Source organism: Candidatus Aminicenantes bacterium, assembly GCA_026393795.1.
In the GTDB taxonomy this organism is placed as follows: domain Bacteria; phylum Acidobacteriota; class Aminicenantia; order UBA2199; family UBA2199; genus UBA2199.
In genome coordinates, this window is the sequence record JAPKZL010000279.1 from 1 (window position 1) to 18,966 (window position 18,966).

19 protein-coding genes and 2 pseudogenes are annotated in these 18,966 nt (G+C 53.1%); 11 read left to right on the forward strand and 10 right to left on the reverse strand.

The features are described 5' to 3' along the window. The coding region (locus NTW95_13395; GenBank protein MCX6558402.1) for a hypothetical protein at positions 1-215 on the forward strand (215 nt) is incomplete at its 5' end. 46 nt (positions 216-261) lie between these two features. Here NTW95_13395 and NTW95_13400 read toward each other — a convergent pair. From NTW95_13400 to NTW95_13420, 5 genes are all read right to left on the reverse strand, one after another. Beyond that, a complete protein-coding gene (locus tag NTW95_13400) occupies positions 262-1,230 on the reverse strand; it encodes a phosphatase PAP2 family protein (GenBank protein MCX6558403.1) in 969 nt (322 codons plus the stop codon). Further along, positions 1,187-1,990: a hypothetical protein gene (locus tag NTW95_13405; GenBank protein MCX6558404.1), complete on the reverse strand. Its 804-nt coding sequence runs from the start codon at positions 1,988-1,990 to the stop codon at positions 1,187-1,189. Before NTW95_13405 ends, NTW95_13400 begins: the two co-directional genes overlap by 44 nt. A 193-nt stretch (positions 1,991-2,183) precedes the next feature. Further along, entirely contained in the window at positions 2,184-4,655 is a 2,472-nt protein-coding gene (locus NTW95_13410; protein ID MCX6558405.1) for a hypothetical protein, read from the reverse strand. 147 nt (positions 4,656-4,802) lie between these two features. Further along, the gene (locus NTW95_13415) at positions 4,803-6,278 is read right to left on the reverse strand and encodes a mechanosensitive ion channel family protein (GenBank protein ID MCX6558406.1); all 1,476 of its coding nucleotides are present in this window, start codon (positions 6,276-6,278) and stop codon (positions 4,803-4,805) included. Positions 6,279-6,321: 43 nt separating this feature from the next. Further along, complete coding sequence (locus tag NTW95_13420) at positions 6,322-7,392, reverse strand: hypothetical protein (GenBank protein MCX6558407.1); 1,071 nt, start codon at positions 7,390-7,392, stop codon at positions 6,322-6,324. 130 nt (positions 7,393-7,522) lie between these two features. Here NTW95_13420 and NTW95_13425 point away from each other — a divergent pair, with 130 nt between their 5' ends. From NTW95_13425 to NTW95_13455, 7 genes and pseudogenes are all read left to right on the forward strand, one after another. Then, on the forward strand, positions 7,523-8,449 hold the full coding sequence (locus tag NTW95_13425; protein ID MCX6558408.1) for an ABC transporter ATP-binding protein: 927 nt from the start codon (positions 7,523-7,525) through the stop codon (positions 8,447-8,449). Continuing rightward, positions 8,439-8,666, forward strand: a complete 228-nt coding sequence (locus NTW95_13430) for a hypothetical protein (GenBank protein ID MCX6558409.1) — start codon at positions 8,439-8,441, stop codon at positions 8,664-8,666. The genes NTW95_13425 and NTW95_13430 overlap by 11 nt, the downstream gene beginning before the upstream one ends. A 39-nt stretch (positions 8,667-8,705) precedes the next feature. Further along, positions 8,706-9,293, forward strand: a pseudogene (locus tag NTW95_13435) (ABC transporter permease subunit). Then, a complete protein-coding gene (locus NTW95_13440) occupies positions 9,290-10,216 on the forward strand; it encodes an ABC transporter ATP-binding protein (GenBank protein ID MCX6558410.1) in 927 nt (308 codons plus the stop codon). Before NTW95_13435 ends, NTW95_13440 begins: the two are co-directional and overlap by 4 nt. A gap of 2 nt (positions 10,217-10,218) precedes the next feature. Further along, positions 10,219-10,989 (forward strand): ABC transporter permease subunit, encoded by a 771-nt coding sequence (locus tag NTW95_13445; protein MCX6558411.1) that lies wholly within the window; start codon positions 10,219-10,221, stop codon positions 10,987-10,989. A 234-nt stretch (positions 10,990-11,223) separates the two neighbouring features. Further along, positions 11,224-11,493, forward strand: a complete 270-nt coding sequence (locus NTW95_13450) for an AbrB/MazE/SpoVT family DNA-binding domain-containing protein (GenBank protein MCX6558412.1) — start codon at positions 11,224-11,226, stop codon at positions 11,491-11,493. Further along, a complete protein-coding gene (locus NTW95_13455) occupies positions 11,477-11,890 on the forward strand; it encodes a putative toxin-antitoxin system toxin component, PIN family (protein MCX6558413.1) in 414 nt (137 codons plus the stop codon). Before NTW95_13450 ends, NTW95_13455 begins: the two co-directional genes overlap by 17 nt. A 259-nt stretch (positions 11,891-12,149) precedes the next feature. On the opposite strand, the gene NTW95_13460 is transcribed toward NTW95_13455, so the two are convergent. From NTW95_13460 to NTW95_13480, 5 genes and pseudogenes are all read right to left on the reverse strand, one after another. Beyond that, the gene (locus NTW95_13460) at positions 12,150-12,548 is read right to left on the reverse strand and encodes a PIN domain-containing protein (protein ID MCX6558414.1); all 399 of its coding nucleotides are present in this window, start codon (positions 12,546-12,548) and stop codon (positions 12,150-12,152) included. Continuing rightward, the gene (locus tag NTW95_13465) at positions 12,535-12,771 is read right to left on the reverse strand and encodes a hypothetical protein (GenBank protein MCX6558415.1); all 237 of its coding nucleotides are present in this window, start codon (positions 12,769-12,771) and stop codon (positions 12,535-12,537) included. Before NTW95_13465 ends, NTW95_13460 begins: the two co-directional genes overlap by 14 nt. 213 nt (positions 12,772-12,984) lie before the next feature. Continuing rightward, positions 12,985-14,073 (reverse strand): linear amide C-N hydrolase, encoded by a 1,089-nt coding sequence (locus NTW95_13470; GenBank protein ID MCX6558416.1) that lies wholly within the window; start codon positions 14,071-14,073, stop codon positions 12,985-12,987. 136 nt (positions 14,074-14,209) lie between these two features. Beyond that, positions 14,210-15,112 (reverse strand): LytTR family DNA-binding domain-containing protein, encoded by a 903-nt coding sequence (locus tag NTW95_13475; protein MCX6558417.1) that lies wholly within the window; start codon positions 15,110-15,112, stop codon positions 14,210-14,212. A gap of 30 nt (positions 15,113-15,142) precedes the next feature. Continuing rightward, positions 15,143-16,157: pseudogene (locus NTW95_13480) on the reverse strand (ketoacyl-ACP synthase III). Positions 16,158-16,513: 356 nt separating this feature from the next. Between NTW95_13480 and NTW95_13485 the strand changes: the two are divergent. The 3 genes from NTW95_13485 to NTW95_13495 are packed head-to-tail and all read left to right on the forward strand — an operon-like array spanning position 16,514 to position 18,864. Then, the gene (locus NTW95_13485) at positions 16,514-16,867 is read left to right on the forward strand and encodes a PadR family transcriptional regulator (protein ID MCX6558418.1); all 354 of its coding nucleotides are present in this window, start codon (positions 16,514-16,516) and stop codon (positions 16,865-16,867) included. 32 nt (positions 16,868-16,899) lie between these two features. Beyond that, positions 16,900-17,427, forward strand: a complete 528-nt coding sequence (locus NTW95_13490; GenBank protein ID MCX6558419.1) for a DUF2812 domain-containing protein — start codon at positions 16,900-16,902, stop codon at positions 17,425-17,427. A 45-nt stretch (positions 17,428-17,472) separates the two neighbouring features. Next, positions 17,473-18,864 (forward strand): aminopeptidase P family protein, encoded by a 1,392-nt coding sequence (locus NTW95_13495; GenBank protein MCX6558420.1) that lies wholly within the window; start codon positions 17,473-17,475, stop codon positions 18,862-18,864. Positions 18,865-18,966: the final 102 nt, after the last annotated feature.

Here is an 18,966-nt window from a genome sequence, read left to right on the forward strand (position 1 = left end):
CCCTCCTTGGTCACGTTGACGGCCCCGGAATAGATATGGCAAAAAAACTCGCTCTCCTCGCCTTCGCGGATGATGGTTTCGCCGCCGCCGAAAATCTTGTAGTCGACTCTCTGTGCGCTAGACGCAAACGAGCCATTATTCTGTTATTATTTTCCTTGCTATCTGCTCCTGGAACTGGAAATCGTTTCGAATACGAGTCGCTATCCACCATTTGAATAAATCAGTAAAAGCCCAGTTAGAGTATTTGAATTTGGGTAGATCTCAAGTTCGAGTCATACCAACTCTTTCGATCCAGGTTCTGAAACGTTTTTCAAACAATAAAAGCCATTTGGCCAAAAAAAGCACCAGAAATGCGAGAGCAAAACCAACAATCACATCCACCATATAGTGATATCGCAAGTAGATGGTTGATATCCAATTCCCAAGAACCAGCGGCAGAAGGAACCACAACCATTTTCGGCCCAACTTGGCCCCACACCATAGAACAATTGTTGACAAGCAAACATGCAAGCTGGGGAAAATATCGCGTGGAGCCCGGACAATATCCAATATGCCGGCAACCGACCCATAAAATGCACCATTTAATCCATGTGCATAAAGCTGAGGATATGCTATGTTCGGACCGACTCCAGGAACAAAAATATATCCGATATTCCCTAGTATTCCGCCTAATAAAAAAGCCAATAAAAAATAACGAAACAAAGGTTTATTTTTTCGATAGCAGGCGTAGCTAATAATCAGAGGAAGTACGACATGAAGAAAATAGGCCACTGCAAGTATATCGGTTAACCATGGCTGTACCCAGCGATCCATCCAAACTGAAGGTGTTTCACCAAATAAAAATCGATCCCAAGCCAGTAATTTTGAATCCAAATCGGGTTTCGAGATAGCAGACCAAAAAGAAGTTGCAAAAATTTCATAAAAGAATAGAAATAAAAAAAAGGGAAGCCAATCTCGAATAGTTTCTATCACAATGGAATATACAGAATTTTGAAAAGAAGCTCCGCCATAGATGGCATAGCGCAATGACAAAAGGAATATTACTAATGAAAACGGAAACAAATACAACGAAAAATCCCAGAGATCAGATTCTCCGATTGTTAAACCTTTGGAAATTACTTGAGTTCCTCCATAATAAAAAATTCCAATAACAAACATCACGCATAATAAATCTTCTATGCGTATTTTACTTAAGAACTTGAAAAAATTGAAATTCAATTTCTGGTACATTTGTTTGCCTCAAAGTAATCGCTTGGGTTAACATGGATATTCTGGAAATAGTCCTCCCATCCAATCCGCTGGATGGGAAATGGGATAAAAGCGTTAGTGCCTCATCAAATTTTTTCTGTTTGATTAAAACCCGAACTGCATGATAAAGAGAAGGGAAAAAAAGTGGGTTTGATTGCAACGAATTCAAATAATAGCCCAATGCTTGCTCATTATTTCCGCGTTTTTCCGCCAATTTTCCGAGAAAATAGTCACACAACAAGAATTTGCGCTCATTACGAACCGCATTGAACGTGATTTCCGCCACGCTCCATTTCCTTAAAAAATAACAGCAGATTGCCAGATTGTATACTAGATTTGTATTTGCTTGCACTTTTCCATTTTCAAGGCGCATATCTTGCAACAACATAAGTTCTGCTTTTTCATAGTTTTGTAAATTTAGGATTGAAGTTATCCAATCATTTTTAAGTTTGGCCGTTAAATGACCGCCGATCTGATCCTGAAGACTAAAATAGTAATCAGCCTTAGCCCAAGAGCTAATCGATATATTGAACTCGGCACTAACAATATAGACGGATCGCAGAAAAAACGGGAATATAAGAATGGTTCCGGTTACCAATACCGCTCCGAAAATGCATCTGGCCACACAAAGGTTCCGTTGGCGATAACGGTTGTATAAAAAACGTCCGACCAAAAGAAATACAGAACTGGATAATAATAAAACCACAAACCGGAAAATTGCGAGATTCCAAACAAACATCATGCTTAACTCATCCTACTTATAAATTACTTCGCATCATACCAATATGATCTGAACTGATATAATTTGAAAAAAACATGTAGCATAATGACGACTTAAGCTTATCATAAAATGTGTGTTCATTCAATCTGGCAAAGATTAAGGGGAAAGAATAATGCAAGCATTGATTGCTTAATTATTCAATTCTCTATAATATTCAATTCGGTTTATTTTGAAACGCGCTGGGAATATCCTTGAGCAGTTCTTCTTCTATTTCAGGCCAATCTTGAGTCAAAAAGGGGGGGGAGGTTGAAAAATTAGCAAGAGCTTTAATATTCATCGTTTCAAGTGGATACTTTACCAGATTGTATTTGGGAGACGCATATTCAAGAAAGCGGTTAAGATCGGTATTGATAGGAACAATCCAGGTATCCAACATTTTCCTGGTTTCCTCAGGAGCCAACAATCTTGATCCCAGAATGTATCGTATCCGAGCGCGAATGCGCTCTTCAGTGCGATCGGACCACAAATCGGTCTTGATCAATCTCTGGACTACCGGCCATTGCAGCTTTTGCGGCTCTTCTCCGGCCACTAAAATTCCCTGGCTGCCAAATACCCAAAAACTTACATATTGAAATGAATGTTGCAGCGTTCCGATCACCGAAACAAGTTCCCTGGGTCCGATATGATGGATTTGGATCCATTGCTGGAAAATCCCCCCCGGTTTAAGGTGCTTTTTAACCAAATAATAAAAGTCCTGCGAATAGAGATTGGTCGAACCCGCGAACCAGATCGATGATATTTCCATAGAGATCAAATCATATCTTTTATTAGTTAACAGCAGATAATTACGCCCATCATCTAAAATAAGATTGACATTCGGTTTATCCAAAACTTTCTCATTAATATGTATAAAGTGAGTTTTTGCCGCTTGGACTATTCCGGAAGCGATCTCGGCAATATCCATTCGTTTGAATCCAAACCTAAGAACTGAAGCAGCGGATTGACCCGATCCCAGTCCAATGACCAAGGCATCATCGAATGACCGGACATGAAGCGCAGGAATGGTTACAAAGCCTTTTTGGGCATCAATCTCACCGGCGTCGTTGGCTTGAAACTTGCCGTTCGTCAACAATACTTTATAAAAATCTCCAGGCTTCGGTTTTTGGGGATTATTAGGATTCGCCACCACGGTGGTTATTCCCCCTTGCAGATCTTCATGTAAGAAGAGCAATCGGCTGGAGGGCTTGACATGGGACGGTCTAAAATAAACACAATTACCAGAAGTCAATTGCAGCCAATCCCATCCTGGCAATGTCGGCAATAAAAGCAAAAAACCCAACGAAACGATCACTCCAGTCCAACGCCCAATCTTGACCAGGAATGTGTAGGAGAGAATCAATGCCATCAGTGCGATTCCAAAAGAAAGAAACATCAATGTCGCCGCCGAACCCCAAAACGGAATCAGGACAAATCCAGTCATCAAGGCACCGAGTACACAACCGGTGGAATTGAATGCTCCCATCAGCGCCGCCACACGAGCCCGATTCAGAATAGGGAACCGATTCATACGAAATAGAGCTGGGTAGAACATACCCAGGATAATTGTTGGGGGAAGTAACAACCGACCAGTCAGGATCCATCGCAACAGCTCTCCTTGACCGAATGTGGCAAGATTGGCCCCCCACAAAACAAATAGGAATGGCGTTTGCGGCCACTGAATGTACTGCCATGCAATTAAACCAGCCCCCGAAAATAAAATGGCAACAAGAGTTATCGGGCCCCTGGGTTTGGATTCTTTGAAAACAACTGTCGAAAGTGCACTTCCCAAACCTAATCCGATCAATACAAGGGCCAACATGGCTGCAAAAGCGTACACACTGTTTCCGATGGTGACACCAATCAAGTGGGTCCAGACGACTTCCAAAGCAAAGAGAATAAACCCACTGAAAAAAGCCAGAATCATGAGTGTCAGGTTGGATCGTACCCCAGAACTCAAGTCGTTGGCAGTTTTTTTTAAGCTCCTGCCAGCATCTTTCATTCTCAATTTCCCTGCCAAAATCCAAGCAATGAAAGCAACGAGCCCATCAAGAAAAAATGTAAATCCCAAGGTCCCACCCAACCCTAAGGAAGGAAAACACCAATATGGCCCAGCGATGGCCCCTCCAATAGCTCCCAACAAATTCATCGTATAGAATCGACTCATTGTCTGCCGGGGTCGGGGAATGCGCAAGCCTTCCAAGGCTGCTATCACTGTCGGAAATGTCGCTCCCATCAAAATCGTGGGTGGCAAAATCCATATAATGGCGACGATAAAGCGTTGAATTTCAAGCACCCAAAAATGTCCCAAGCCCAGTCGTAATACCGGAACCATGAGTTGAATCAGACTTTTATGAAATAAAAGCAATAGGATGGACCAGATTGCCACTCCGGCTTCAAGAAGGGAATAAATTCGTAACGGATTCCGATCAGTACGACGATATCTGGCGTACAGCCAAGCCCCCAAGGTAAGGCCTAGGAAATAAATAGACAACACAATCGCTGCCGCCGGAGTACTGGCGCCAACCAAATTGGCCAGCAGTTTTTCAAACGATTGCTCGGCCAATAATCCCGCTGCTCCGGAAAAAATAAAAAGGATTCCCAGGATCATGGCTCCTTTTCTCAGATCTACCGCGAAAATTTTCTTCATCGCGCGCTCCTTTTTCGAGCTGAAATTGAAAAAGAAATCCAGTTAGAGAAAACGTTCCAATTTATGATCGGCTCAAAAAATAAATACTCGGCCTCCGGCATTTATTCATTGAACCGCAAGAAAACAGCCGAGAAATAATCCGCTCCACTATTTTTTGGTGGCGAAATAACTGAGGATGCGCTTGAAGAGGCTCTCGGAGCTTTTCTTGCCGGCGCCGGCGTCAACGGCCAGGTTCTTTTCGCTGAAGAGCTTCAGCTCGTCCTGGCGCTTAGTGATCACGGCCGACAATTTCATGGCCAGCGCCTCGTTCATGTCGATGATCTGCTTGAAGCGGGCCGATGAAACCATGATGACGACGCTTTCGCGGTCGGCGACCACCGTGGCGCCGGTCTTTTCGCCGGTGACCAGGGATATCTCGCCGATGAAATCGCCCGCCTGCAGCCGGGCGACCACTTGGCCCTCCTTGGTCACGTTGACAGCTCCGGAATAGATATGGTAAAAAAACTCGCTCTCCTCGCCTTCGCGGATGATGGTTTCGCCGCCGCCGAAAACCTTGAAGTCGACATCGGCCAGAAGCTTCAAAAACTCATTTTCGTCGATGGTGCGCAGGATGTCGTTGTTCTTCAGCGCATCGACCAGGAGCTGGCGGGGGATGGCCGCGCTTTTTTCCGGGTGCCGATAGAGCTCGCGGACCGGGAAGGGGATTTGGATGCCATGGCGCCTGAACGCGTACCAGATGCGGCGCCGCACCTCGGCCGTTATGGGATTATGCTGGGCATAGTCGTGGACCCAGAACTTGACCTCGTAGTCCAGGGAAAAATCGCCGAAATTCTTCAGCTGCACCGTTGGCGCCGGTTCGCGCAGGACATCGGCCATCGCGGCCAGCACCTGGGTAACGGCCGCTTCGACCCGGTCGGGGCTGTCATGGTAGCTGGCCCCGACCTTGACCTTCAAGGCCACCGGCTGACGCTCGGCGCCGTAGATCAGGACCTCGGCCTTCGACGCCGACTGGTTGGGAATGACGATCAGCTCCCGGTCGACGGTGCGGATCTTGAACGAGCGCCAGCCGAACTGCTCCACCCGGCCTTCCCATTCGTTGATCCGCACCCAGTCGCCCAACTTGAAGGAATCCTCGAAATTGAGGATGATCCCCGAAAAGAGATTGCCGAGGATGTCCTGCAGGGCGAAGCCGACGACCACGGTGAACACCGCCGACGAAGCCAGCAGCACGGTGATCTTGATCTTCAGGTAATAATTGAGGATCAGCAGGATGCCGACCACGTAGAGGATGAAAACCACCACGTCCTTGACCAGCTTGGGATAACGGATCCCCTGCTTTTTCAGCAGCAGGAAATCGAAGACGAAATATGCCAGGGTTTTGATGGCGAAAACCAGCAGGAAAAACCAGACCAGCAGCCAGAGGACAAAGAGCAGGCGCTGGGAAAAGAAGAGCGTCTTCAGCCAATGGCTGCTAAACATGGCGACGGCCGCGGTCAGGAAAAAGAGCAGCAGCAGCTGCAGCGATGTTTCGCGGAAAAGGCCCTGGCGGTTTTTCCCGCCCAGCAAGAAAAGAACCAGCAGCAGCGCCGCGCAGAGCGCGGGCAGCGCGATCAGCCAGTCCATGGCTTCACCCTCCAGCCGGTTTTGCCGGCGCGATCCTCATCCGTTATTGTTGCGGAACTCCCTCGGCGGGCGCGGCCGGCGGCATCATGCCCTTGGCCTTGTCCTTGGCCTTGTCGCTCAGCTTGTTCATCAGTTCCTCCGGGAGGGAAAAAGACAGCGTGATGGCGTCGGCGCTGGCGCTCAACTGGATGGCGTTGAGCAGCTGCCCCAATTCGGGCTCCTTGGCCGAGCCCATCGCCCCCAGCGCTTTCAAGCCGTTGAGCATGTCGACGACCTGCTTGTTTCCCGCCTCGTTGTTGGAGAGCAGCTGGAATTTACCGGAAAAAGTCTTGCTCTTGTAATCCACGTAACCGATGAACGCCTCGGCCTTGCTCAGGTCGACCGGCATCATGCCGCCTGCCGGCGCGTTCTTGAGCTTGTCGGGGATATTGCCGATGGCCAGCCAGAGCATGCTGTCCTTTTGCAGCTTGTCCACGTACTTCATCATGGCGGCATTCTTGAGAATGCTGGCGCCGCTGCCCTGGGCCAGGTCCACGGCCAGTTTGACCTGCGCCTCGGTGCCGATGGCGATGGCATAGGGGGTCAGGAAAACCAGGCGGGCCTCTTTTTTGGAACCCTCCGCGCTCAAGGTACGAAGGCCGTCCTTGTTACTTTCCTCCCCTTTCAGGGTGTAGAGCCCCAGGCCGCGGTACTTTTCCTCGGCGACGATGACGTTGTTCTGGCGCAGCAGCCCCAGCACCTTTTCCTTATCGTACTTCAGGTTGACGAGAGCCACCATTTGCGGTTCGGCGCCGCCCAGCTCGCCGTAGATGCCGGCGGTCACGGCATAGACGTCCTTCTTGAGGTCGATGCCTGTCTTCTGCACGAAGTCGGGGTAGTCGGCGAATACCTTCCCCGGCCCGCCGTCCTTCTTCCAGTCGTCCTTGAGCATCTTGTCGAAAAGGGCCAGGTCGGAAAACTTAAGGAAATCAAAGTTCAGGAGCATGCTCGCCCCGTCGGGCACCATGGCCAGGGCGCCTTCATTGCTCAGCCGCCCGGGGGTCTTTTTCTTGCAGGCCGGCATGACCAGCAACATCACCAGAACCAGAGTCAACACCATCATCTTCTTGTTCATGATTTTCTCCTTGCACAAAGTGGGTTTTTTAACCATTGCCAGGAAATATAGCACAGAAACAGGTAAATTGGAACCGAAAAAGGGGGACAAGAACTTTTACCCCGTTTTTTGCGTATAGTCAGCTGAAGCCATGAAAGAGATCATTCAACTTGAAAATGTCAGTTTCAACTACGGCCGCGTCCAGGCCATTCGCGACCTGTCGCTCAGCCTGCAAGCGGGGGTTTTCGGACTTCTCGGCCCCAACGGCGCCGGCAAAACCACGCTGCTGAAACTGCTGCTCGGCTTCCTGATCCCAACCGCTGGCAAAGGGGAGATCATGGGCTACCCGTTGTGTGAAAAGCGCAAATCCCTGCGCCGCGGCATCGGCTACATGCCCGAAAGCGAGTGTTCCATACCGGGCATGGACGCGGTTTCGCTGACCGCCTACCTGGGCGAGCTCAGCGGCATGCCACGCCAGGAAGCCATGAAAAGGGCCCACGACGTCCTGTATTACGTCGGCCTGGACGAGTCCCGCTACCGTTTGGTGGATACCTACTCCACCGGCATGAAGCAGCGGCTGAAGCTGGCCCAGGCCCTGGTCCACGACCCGCGGCTGCTGCTGCTCGACGAGCCGACCTCGGGCATGGATCCGGCCGGCCGCAAGGAGATGCTGGAGCTGATCCAGGACATCGCCAAGAAAGAGAGCATGAACATCATCATCTCCTCGCACCTGCTGCCCGACATCGAAAGCACCTGCCAACAGGTGGTGATCATGAACAAGGGCCGCATCGCGGCCGAAGAATCGATCGCCGACCTGAAAAAAGACAATTTCCGCCTCTTCGAGATCAAGGTGGTCGGCGAGACAGCGCCGTTCTTCGAACGGCTGCAGGCCTGGCGCTGCCAGGTGCAGGAGAACGAGAAGTCGATGTTCAAAATACTGCTGCCGGCGGAGATCCTGCCGGCGGCGCTTTTCGCCGCCGCCTACGAAACCGGCGTGCAGATCCGCCATTTCCGGCAGAGCAAGACCACGCTGGAAGACGCCTTCATGAACGTGATCAGGGAATCCGATGGACATTAGGGAAAAAGGCTACAGCCACTGGCAGGGGGAATTGAAGGCTTCCCGCGGCAATTGGCTGCCCATTTTTTTTAACGGCATTAAATCCGTATTTAAAAAGAAGTTCGCCAAGGTCATCTTTGCCTTCAGCGGCTCGACCTTCGTTATTTTCCTGCTGGCGGTTTACGTTTCCACCAAGCCCGAATTGAAAATCCTCAGCGAGCTGGTGCGGCTGCTGTAAAGCGACGCCGACCTTTTCAAGACATTTTACAGCAACGGCTTTTTGACCTTCATGCTGGTCATTTTAAGCATCTTCAGCGGCGCCGACCTGATCTCCAGCGATTTGAAATTCAAGGCCTTCCCCCTTTATTTCGCGCGGCCGCTTTCGCGCAGCGATTACCTGCTGGGAAAATTTTCCGTCATCCTCTTCTACCTCCTGCTCTTCACCCTGGTGCCGGGGATCCTGCTGCTGCTGTTCAAGATGATCTTTACCGGCAGCCTGGCCGTTTCGCCCCTGCTGGTGCTGGCCATCCTGGTCTTTCCCCTGCTGGAATGCGTTTTCCTGGCAGCGCTGACCCTGGCCCTTTCCATTCTCAGCCCCAACACGAGATTCATCCAGATCGCCATATTCCTGGTCTACATGTTCTCCAACAACCTGGCCCAGATCCTGAAGGTCATCTTCAAGAGCGACCGTTTTTTCATCATCTCCCTGCAAAGCAACATCGAGCAACTGGCAAGCTTTCTTTTCGGGCTGCAGCCGAAATACGATTACCCGGGCTGGCTGGCGCTGCTGCCGCCCGTTGTTGTTTCGCTGCTGGCTTTCTGGCTGCTCAGCTGGCGCATCAAAAAAGCGGAGGCGCGCTCATGAACGCCGTGCTCCGGGCCGAAAAACTGTCCAAGTGGTACGGCAACATCCTGGGCATCAGCGACATCAACCTCGAGATCGGCCCGGGCATCACCGGACTTCTCGGGCCCAACGGCGCCGGCAAATCGACATTTTTGAAGATCGCCGCCGGCCAGCTCAAGCCGAAAATCGGCAGCTTGCAGATATTCGGGGAAAACGTTTTCGCCAATCCCAGGCTGTTCAAGCGCATCGGTTTCTGCCCCGAATACGACTGCGCCTACATGGAAATGAGCGGCTGGCAATTCATCATGCTGCTGGCCCGGCTGCACGGTTTCGCGGCCGGCGCAGCGGCGGCGACGTGTGAAAAGGCGCTGGCCACGGTGGGCTTGCTGGAGAGCAGGGACCGAAAGATCAAGGGCTACAGCTTCGGCATGCGCCAGCGCCTGCGCCTGGCCTCGAGCATCCTCCACGAGCCGGAGCTGTTGATGCTCGACGAGCCCTTGCGCGGCATCGACCCGGTCTGGCGCATCAAGATCATCCAGCTGATCAAGGAATACGAAAAACAGGGGCGGACGGTGATCGTCTCGTCGCACATCCTGCCTGAGATCGAAGCCATGACCAACGAGATCGTCCTGATCCACCAGGGCAAGATCTTCGCCAAGGGCGACATCCAGCGCATCCGCGGCCTGATCGACAGCCACCCGCACCAGATCTCCATCCATTGCCCGGACCCGCGCCTCCTGGCGGCGAAACTCGTCGGCAACGAGTACGTGCTCAGCCTGGATTTCCCGGCCCAGGAACGCAGCCTCACCGTCAAGACCGATCAGCGCGACCATTTCTTCAGCGCCCTGATGCGCCTGATCGCGGTGGAAAAAATGGCCGTGGAGGAGATCACCTCACCCGACGACAACCTGCAGGCGGTATTCGATTACCTGATCGGGAAATAGCCATGAAAAACTTGAACGCCATCCCCATCATCTTCGCCAGCTTCTTCAAGACGGGGCTCAAGGCCGTACGCACCCGGGTGTTCATCCTGCTCGGACTTCTCCCGGTGGCGCTGATGGTCATCGTGCGCTTGGTGGACGCGTCCAGCGCCCCCGATTTTTTTTCCAAGGTCATGCTGTCGTTGTATTTCCAGCTGCTCATCCCGGTGCTGGCCCTGTTTTTCGGCAGCACCATCGTCAACGAGGAATTGGACAACAAGACCCTGGTCTACCTGACCGTCGCGCCGGTGCCGCGCCGGGCCGTTATCCTGGGAAAATACCTGGCCGCCTTCCTGCTGGTTCTGCTGATCGTCGGCAGCGGCTTTTTGCTCTCTTTCCTGGCGGCCGTTGCCAGCCGCCTCGGCCAGGCCGCAGCCTGGGAGGAATTGGGGGTTTTCCTGGGCACATCCGTTCTGGCCCTTTTCTGCTACAGCACCCTATTCACCCTGGCCGGCACCTTCATGAAGAAGTCGATCCTCATCGGCCTGTTCTTCGTTTTCGGCTGGGAAAGCGTGGTGCAGTATTTCCCCGGCGTGACCCAGAAATTCACCATCATCCACTGGATCAAGTCGCTGCTGCCGGTCCAGGCCGACCAGGGCGGCTTCCTCATCTTCCAGCTCCAGCCCTCTCCGGCCCTGGAATCGGTGCTGGTGCTTCTCATCGCCGGCCTGATTTTTCTTATCGCCGCCGTCTTCATCTTCGAGCGCCGGGAATATATTCTTTCAGATAACGCCTGATTTTTTTTAGTCAAGTTCAATTAAAATTAATAAAAATCTCAATCGGAGCATTGCTATTGATATACTCGAAACTCATCCCCCCACCCCTTCTCTTGGCAAGAGAAGGGGAGTAGCTGTGCTCCCCTCTCTTTTTGAAAGAGAGGGGCTGGGGGTGAGTTTTTTTCAACGAACCTCAAAAAATCATTGACATTCCTTATATCGCTTGCTATCTTACATGTAAGATGGAGGTGGAGCATGGAAAATATCGATTTTACGCGCTTGTCGTCGAAGGGGCAGATCGTCGTGCCGCGCCGCATCCGCGAAAATCTGCGCCTCATCGATGGCGAGATTTTTCTCATTTTCGGCACCGACGATACGTTGGTCCTGAAACGGGTGCAAAAACCCTCCGCCGCCGAGTTCAGCAAGCTGTTGATCCGCAGCCGCAAGTTGGCCAAAGAAAAAGGCCTTTCGAAGAAAGACCTGGAGCGCGCCATATCGGACGTCCGTAATGCGAATCGTCGTTGACACGAATGTTCTGATTTCCGGAATACATTGGGGCGGGATTCCAGGTAAAATCATTCAAGCCTGGGCCAATGATCGCTTTAAAGTTGCCTGTTCAGCGAAAATCATTCGGGAGTACAGCGATGTGCTGCACCGTGTGAATCTGGGAATGCCTCACGCAGAATCAGACAATATTCTGTCTTTCTTGATCAGTCAGTCCGAGATTGTTCAACCGAGTCATTGGTTCAAAATCGTTCATGAAGATCCGGAAGACGACAAGTTCATCGACTGCGCTTTTCATGCCCAAGCCAATATAATTCTCTCTGGAGATAAGCATCTCCTGCGGCTGGAAAAATTCGGCCCAATCCGCATATTGTCCCCTTCCGAATTCAAACAGAAATATCCGCGCATTTTTAGCTAAGGCTTTATTCTTATTCTACATTAATTCATCAGAAAGACTTTAAGAAAGGGGGAGAGGCAGATAATATTTTTTAGCTTGCCGTCTTCATCTTCCAGCGCCGGGAATACATTCTATCAGACAATGCCTGAGGGCTTTTCCTGCAAATAACCGTCGCAGGAAAAGCACTCATTCATTGCCTCTCCGACAACGCCTGACGAAAGCCGGGCGGATAATTCTGTCGACTGCGGATACATCATTGACACTTCTGAAATTAAACAACTCAGGCCAGCAAGTTGATGATATTTATACCTTTCCTTTTGAAACTTTGCAGATGGCGGTCGGTGCTGTAAATGGTGTGCACGCCGGCCTGCAATAGTGAGGCCAGAATCAAGGCATCGACGGCGGGGATGTCATTGCCGTGAGCCAATCGGGCCGCAGCATCCAGCACTTCGCAATCATTAATCCAAACCACCTGGCAAACGGCCATTATGGCCTCAATCGTCAACTGAACGGCAGCAATGGCCAAACCGCCTTTTAAAGCAAGCCTTTTCAGTTCATATATGGTCAAACTGCATACAACAGCATCCGTTTCGCCGTCGACAATGTTTTTCCATTTTTCAACAGCCTGGTCATTTCCCTTCAACAACTCAACAAAAAAACCGCTATCAAGCCCGGTCATGGTCGTCCTTTCTGCTCTTTTCAAGAAACTTGTGTATGTCCTTGTCTACTTCTGACTTGCCTGCCAGCGCCAACAATTGATAGCCAAGTTTTTTTTTCTTTTTTTCCTGCAAATAATAAAGCAGCGCCTCTGCAGTCAGAGAAGAGACGGATTTCTTTTCATTCTCAGCCACATTCTTGACGGTTTTACCCAGTCTTTCGGAAATACTTACCGACAGTCTCATGGGAGTCTCCTGTTATGCACATAATTGTGTACATAAATATATTATTACAAAAAAGCAATTTTTTCAATCGCATTGCAAAAATAAATAAAAATCAGGGCATGCGCTAGACGGCCGAATTGATGTTCATGCCCGCGGCCGAAAATTTGCCAGGGAAAGAAGTTTTACCGCCAAGGATCTCGATAAGGCGATCGTGGACGCCCGTAATGCTGATCGTCATTGACACTTCAGCGAATCCGGATAAGCGGCCAGTACACCCAGATAGAAATCGGGCATGTCCTTCTGGAAACCGTTTTGCTTGTAAATGGCGAATGTCTTGCGCATCAGCGCTTCGTTGAATGCCGGCGTATAGGCGGTGAATGATCTGCCGATATTGCCGCTGCCCGCATCCAAGTCAAGCACTTTGGCCCCCAAAGCGCAATCAAAGGACAAGTCCTTGAAGCTGATCGTACGCAATCCGGGATTCTTCAGCGTGCGGATGTGGATCTCCAGGTTGCGCGGATCGTAGACGAAACGCCATTGGGTGGGGCTCTCGGCAACATCGCAATGGACCTCGTCCAGGATGGCCCAGGCGCGCTCGAGCAGTTTTTTCTCCCTGCCGGGCAGACGGACGGCGACGGCCAGGGCCATGAAACGGTCGGGGTCGTTGATGGTCGTACCCAGCGGCTTGGCGCCGCCGAAGTCCTGGAAACCCAGTCGCGCCGCCAGGCACTCGGCATAGGTCAGGTTGGTGAGCGCCGGCACGGGCAGGTCCTTGCCGCGGTAGATTTGGGCTTTGCCGTCGATGAACTCGACGATCGCCTCGTCGCCGAGGCGGTCCAGCAGGTGGAAATGGAGCTTGCTGCCCATGGGCATGATGCGCACCCGCTCGACAACGGCGACGGCGTCAACGACGGTCGCGCCGGAGTCGAGCAGGTATTGCATCCACTGCAGTTCCATCACTCCCGGCCGTCCGTCGCGCCCGGGATAGGCGGCGGTGAAGTGCCACATCATCTCGACCACCAGCCCGGCCTCGTTCATGCCGCCCATGGGAAACTCGCGCCCCACCTGGTTGAAGGTGACGCTGCCGTACTGCGCCGTCCAGGCGGCGGCATTCTCGCCGGGAAAGACCAGCGCCATCTTGGCCAGGCCGCGCGGGTTGAGCATGATGGCGCCGTTGCCGGTAAAGAAGTCGAAGTTGCGGCCGAGCAGGAGCCTGTCTCCTTTCTGCAGAACGAAAGTCGAACAGGGAAAAACCTCTCCGGGCGCCGCGGCCATGGCCAGCAGCAGCACGATCCAGATCATTAACCACATACTCTTTTTCATCTTGTCCTCCTTGATGACGGACGGTTCGCCGTCCGCGCTTCCACCTTAAAGGCGAAAAGCGCGCGTGTAAAGGGGTCTTGTGACGGATGGCAAGACATTGTGACGGATGGCAAAAAGATCGGTAAAAAAGGCGCGGTTACCGGCTCCGCATCACTTGGCGGAACTCGCTGACGTAGTGCCGCGCCACCGGCAGCGTGGCGGCGTAATCCCTAAGCGTCAGCTTGAGCCCCTGGGCGTTGCCGGCCACCTTCACGATCTGGGCAATGTTGACGATGCAGGTCCGGTGGCAGCGGAACAGCTGCGGGAAGAAGGGGCGCAGCTGGCGCTCGACGCGGGTCAGGCTGCTGCGCAACAGCACCCGGCCGGGTTTTTCGCCCTTGTGAAAGACCTGAACATAGTTTTCCTCGGCCTGGATGAACAGCAGGTCGGCCAGGGCGACGCGGAACGAGTCCTTGTTGTTCTCGGCCACGATCTCCACCGGCAACGGCGCCGCTGTTTTCCCCGGCAACGGCAACAGCGCGGCCGGATGTTCCAGGCGGCAGTTGGCTTCAACGACAACGCGGGTGTTGCGCCGCAACAGCAGGGCGTAGTTGATCAAATTAATGACCGTGATCGGGAGAATGGCGATAATGAACGTATCGAAAACGATCGTCCGCAGCCGCACCCATTGGGCCGACAGCCCGAAATGAGCGCATACAGCTCCGGAGAGCAGGGTGCATCCCAAGCCGATGGCCAGCGTCACCCAGCCCATGAAGAGGATCTGCCGACCGAGGCTCCAGTTTTCCTCCTTGAAAAAGCGCGGCCACAGACGCGGCAGCAGCTGGTTGTTCAGGATGATGGCCGCGCCGGTGATCAGCCCATAGCCGATGTAGAGCGTCCAGCGCGGCGCCCGGGGGAGCAGGAAGAATCCAAAGGGCTCGAAAACGGCGAAGAACAGGGTGACGAAAAGTCCGCTGCCGAGGCTGTAAAAAACGGTGGCCAACGGCGACGAATCGGCCGGGTAGGGGCTTTTAAAAATTGCCAGGATCTTGGAAGCCATCGGCCGTCCTGCCGCTGACAAACGCGCCCCTCAAGGCAAACGGTAGACGACCGAGTTGATATTCATGCCGGCGCCGACCGAGGTCAGGACGATATTGTCCCCCGGCACGAGGGCGTGATCCTCCAACTTGCCTTTCAGCAGCAGGTCCAAAAGCGTGGGCACAGTGGCTACCGAGCTGTTGCCCAGCCAGGAGATGGTCATGGGCATGACCTCGGGCTTGTACTCGCCGCCGCAAATTTTGAACAGGCGCTTGAGGATCGCCTCGTCCATCTTTTCGTTGGCCTGGTGGATCAGCACCTTGCGGATGTCGGCGATCCCCAGCCCCGCCCTCTCCAGGCTCTCCTTGGCGACCAATGGCACGGTCTTCAGCGCATACTCATAGAGCTTGTGGCCGTCCATTTTCAGGTACAGTTCGTCGCCCTGATGCTGCGGGTCGAATGACTTGCCCATCCACAGCATGTAGGCGTGCTCGATGGTATCGCTGCGGGACGCTTGGGCCAGGATGCCCCGCGGCTTGGCGCTGGCAGCCGCCGCCAGAATCACCGCGCCGGCGCCGGCGGCATAGATCATGCTGTCGCGGTGACTTGATGTAGTAGTCGGCCTGGATGACGCCCTGCACCCAGCCCGGGCAGCCGAAGGGCAGGTCGTAGCAGACCGTGCGCGGGTTGGCGATTTTCAGCTTGTGCTTGACCCGCGCGGCCAGCGAGGGGACGAAATCGGAGCGGACGTTGCCGTGGCGGACATCGCCGAAATTATGGGCCACGATGATATAATCCAGCGATTCCCTGTCGATACGGGAAGACTCCAGGGCATCGCCGGCGGCCAGGAAGGCGAGGTCCGAGGCCAGCTGGTTGTCGGCGGCGTAGCGCCGTTCGCGGATCCCGGTGATCTCGGCGAGCTTGTCGATCGTTTCCTGGTTGCTCTTCTTCAGTTTTTCGCCGTTGGCGTCAAAAAGCACGCTGTCCAGAAAATCGCTGTTCAACACGCGCCGGGAAGGAACATAGGAGCCGGTCCCGGCAACCACGGAATAGATTTTCTTTTCCATTTTCACCATTCGGGGTTTGAATTTGAAAACGATTTTTTTCAAGTTGTTATTTTGACGGATTTCGACTTGCAAGTCAACCATGGACAGGAAAATGCCCGTAGGGGCGACCCGGCATTTCAAACTTTTCACCAACCCAGTGAAAAAGTTTGTGTGCCCCCGCAGGGGGCGGGTCGCCCGAATCAAACCAGCATAGATTAGTCGATCTCCCTTTCGATCTCTTTTTCCAATAACTCGTATTTAAACAAAAAAAAATATTTTTTGCCAAATATATTGACATCCGATATATCGTATGCCATTATATCGTTTGTCGGTATAGCGATTATCGCTGTAACGACATTCGGAATAAGGAGTCTGTCATGAAAGAAGACAAAGAGACGGCCCAGCGGGGCCACCTGCCGCTGAGCGAAGCCACCTACTGCATCCTGCTGGCCCTGGCCGAACCCCTGCACGGCTACGGCATCATGCAAAAAGTGGAAGCCGGCAGCGCCGGCGCCGTGCGCATCGGGCCCGGCACCCTTTACGGCGCACTGACCACCCTGGGAAAAGAGAAGCTCATCACCCGCTTCGACGAGGTGGACAGGCGCAAGCGCTACGCCCTGACCGAAAAGGGGCGCCGCGTGCTCGCCGCCGAGCTGGCCCGGCTGCGCCTGCTGACCCATCTGGGCGATACGGTCCTGGGCTCCCGCTCCTCTGGGACAAAAGCAAAATGAGCGGCGAAAAAACATTTTAATAGGAGACAGCAATGGAAAAGAAAAAAATGACCAAATTCAAATGGTTCTGGGCCTGGGACGACGACAAAGAGGAAAAATGGCTGGAAGACATGTCGCAAAACGGCTGGCACCTGGAAAACCCGGGGCTGCCCTGCGTCTATCATTTCATCAAGGGCGAGCCGCGCGACTATTCCTACCGCCTCGATTTCCGCACCGGCAGCTTTAAAAGCCTGCAGGAATACCTGCAGATCTGCCGCGACGCCGGCTGGGAAATGCTCGGCCGCATGAGCTCTTGGTACTACTTCCGCAAGGAATGCCGCGGCGGACAAAAGCCGGAGTTCTTCAGCGACAAGGATTCGAAGGTCCAGAAATACAGGCGGCTGACCCTTTTCATGGTGATCTTTATCCCTATTTTGACGAACGGTGTGCACATGATTTTCACTCGCCCGAATTCCCGCTTCTTCAACATCATCGGCATCGTTTACATCCTGTTGCTGTCGTTCTGGACCTATGTCATCATCCGCTTGCTGCTGCGCATCAAGAAACTAAAAAAAAGTTGAACTTAATTCCGCGCTTGGTTACAATGGTTTTTTTAAGGAGAAATCATGTTTGACAAAAAAGTCTACCAAACGAGGCGCGACAAACTGTGCCGCAGGATGAAATCGGGGCTGCTGCTTTTCCTGGGCAACAACGAGAGCCCGATGAATTACCCGGGCAACTGCTACCATTACCGCCAGGACAGCACTTTTTTATATTTTTTCGGCCTGAGCTATCCCGGGCTGGCCGCGGTCATCGACATCGACGAGGGGCGGCAGACGGTCTTCGGCAACGATCTCGATCTCGACGACATCATCTGGATGGGCCCGCAACCGTCGCTGAAAAGCCGCTGCGCCAAGGTCGGCCTCAGCGAAACCCGGCCGCTGGCCAAGCTCGAGGAAACCATAAAAGTTGCCCAGCAGAACGGACGCCAGGTCCGTTTCCTCCCGCCCTACCGGCCGGAGAACGCCCTGCAATTGGAAAAACTGCTGGGCATCCAGAACAGCGCCATCAAAAATTTCGCGTCTCCCGATTTTGTCAAGGCGGTGATCGCCCTGCGCTCGCTCAAGGGACGCGAGGAGATCGTTGAGATCGAAAAGGCCTTGTCCACCACGGCGGCCATGTACCGGGAAGCCATGGTCATGACCCGCCCCGGCCTCTATGAAAGGGACATCGCCGGCAAAATCGAAGGCATCGCCCTGGCCGGCGGCGGCCAGCTGGCCTTCCCGGCCATCGTCTCCGTTCACGGCGAAACATTGCACAACCACTACCATGGCAACCGGTTGCAAAAAGGCGACCTGCTGCTCATCGATTCAGGCTGCGAATCGGAATCGGGCTACGCCAGCGACATCACCCGCACCATCCCGGTGGGCGGGAAATTCAGCCCGCTGCAGAAGGCGATCTATGAAACGGTGTTGGACATGCAGCTTTCGGCCATCGCCATGATCAAGCCAGGGGCCAGCTACCGCGCCATCCACCTCAAGACCTGCGAAATCCTGGTCCGGCATCTGAAAGAACTCGGCCTGATGAAAGGCGATGCCGGGGCGGCCGTGGCGACCGGCGCCCACGCCCTGTTCCTGCCGCACGGGCTGGGACACATGATGGGGCTGGACGTCCACGACATGGAGGACCTGGGCGAAAACGACGTGGGCTACGATGAAAAAACGAAGCGCAGCGAGCAGTTCGGGCTGGCCTATTTGCGCTTGGCCAAGAAACTCGCCCCCGGGTACGTCCTCACCGTCGAACCGGGGATATACTTCATCCCGGCCCTGATCGACCAGTGGCGAGCCGAAAAAAAGGCGGCCGCCTTCATCAATTATGCCGCCGTGGAAAAATTGCGCACGTTCGGCGGCATCCGCATCGAGGACAATGTCCTGGTCCTCCCCCGCGGGAGACAGGTCCTGGGGCCGGAGATTGCCAAGACGGTCAGCGACCTGGAAAAAGTCGTTCCACGCACCTAGCGCCAGGGATTCTAAGGCAAGCGAAAAACGGGTCGGCAAAAAAATATTGACTTTTTCCCCGATGTCGGATATCATTAAATTTTAACTTAAACCATCTAAAGA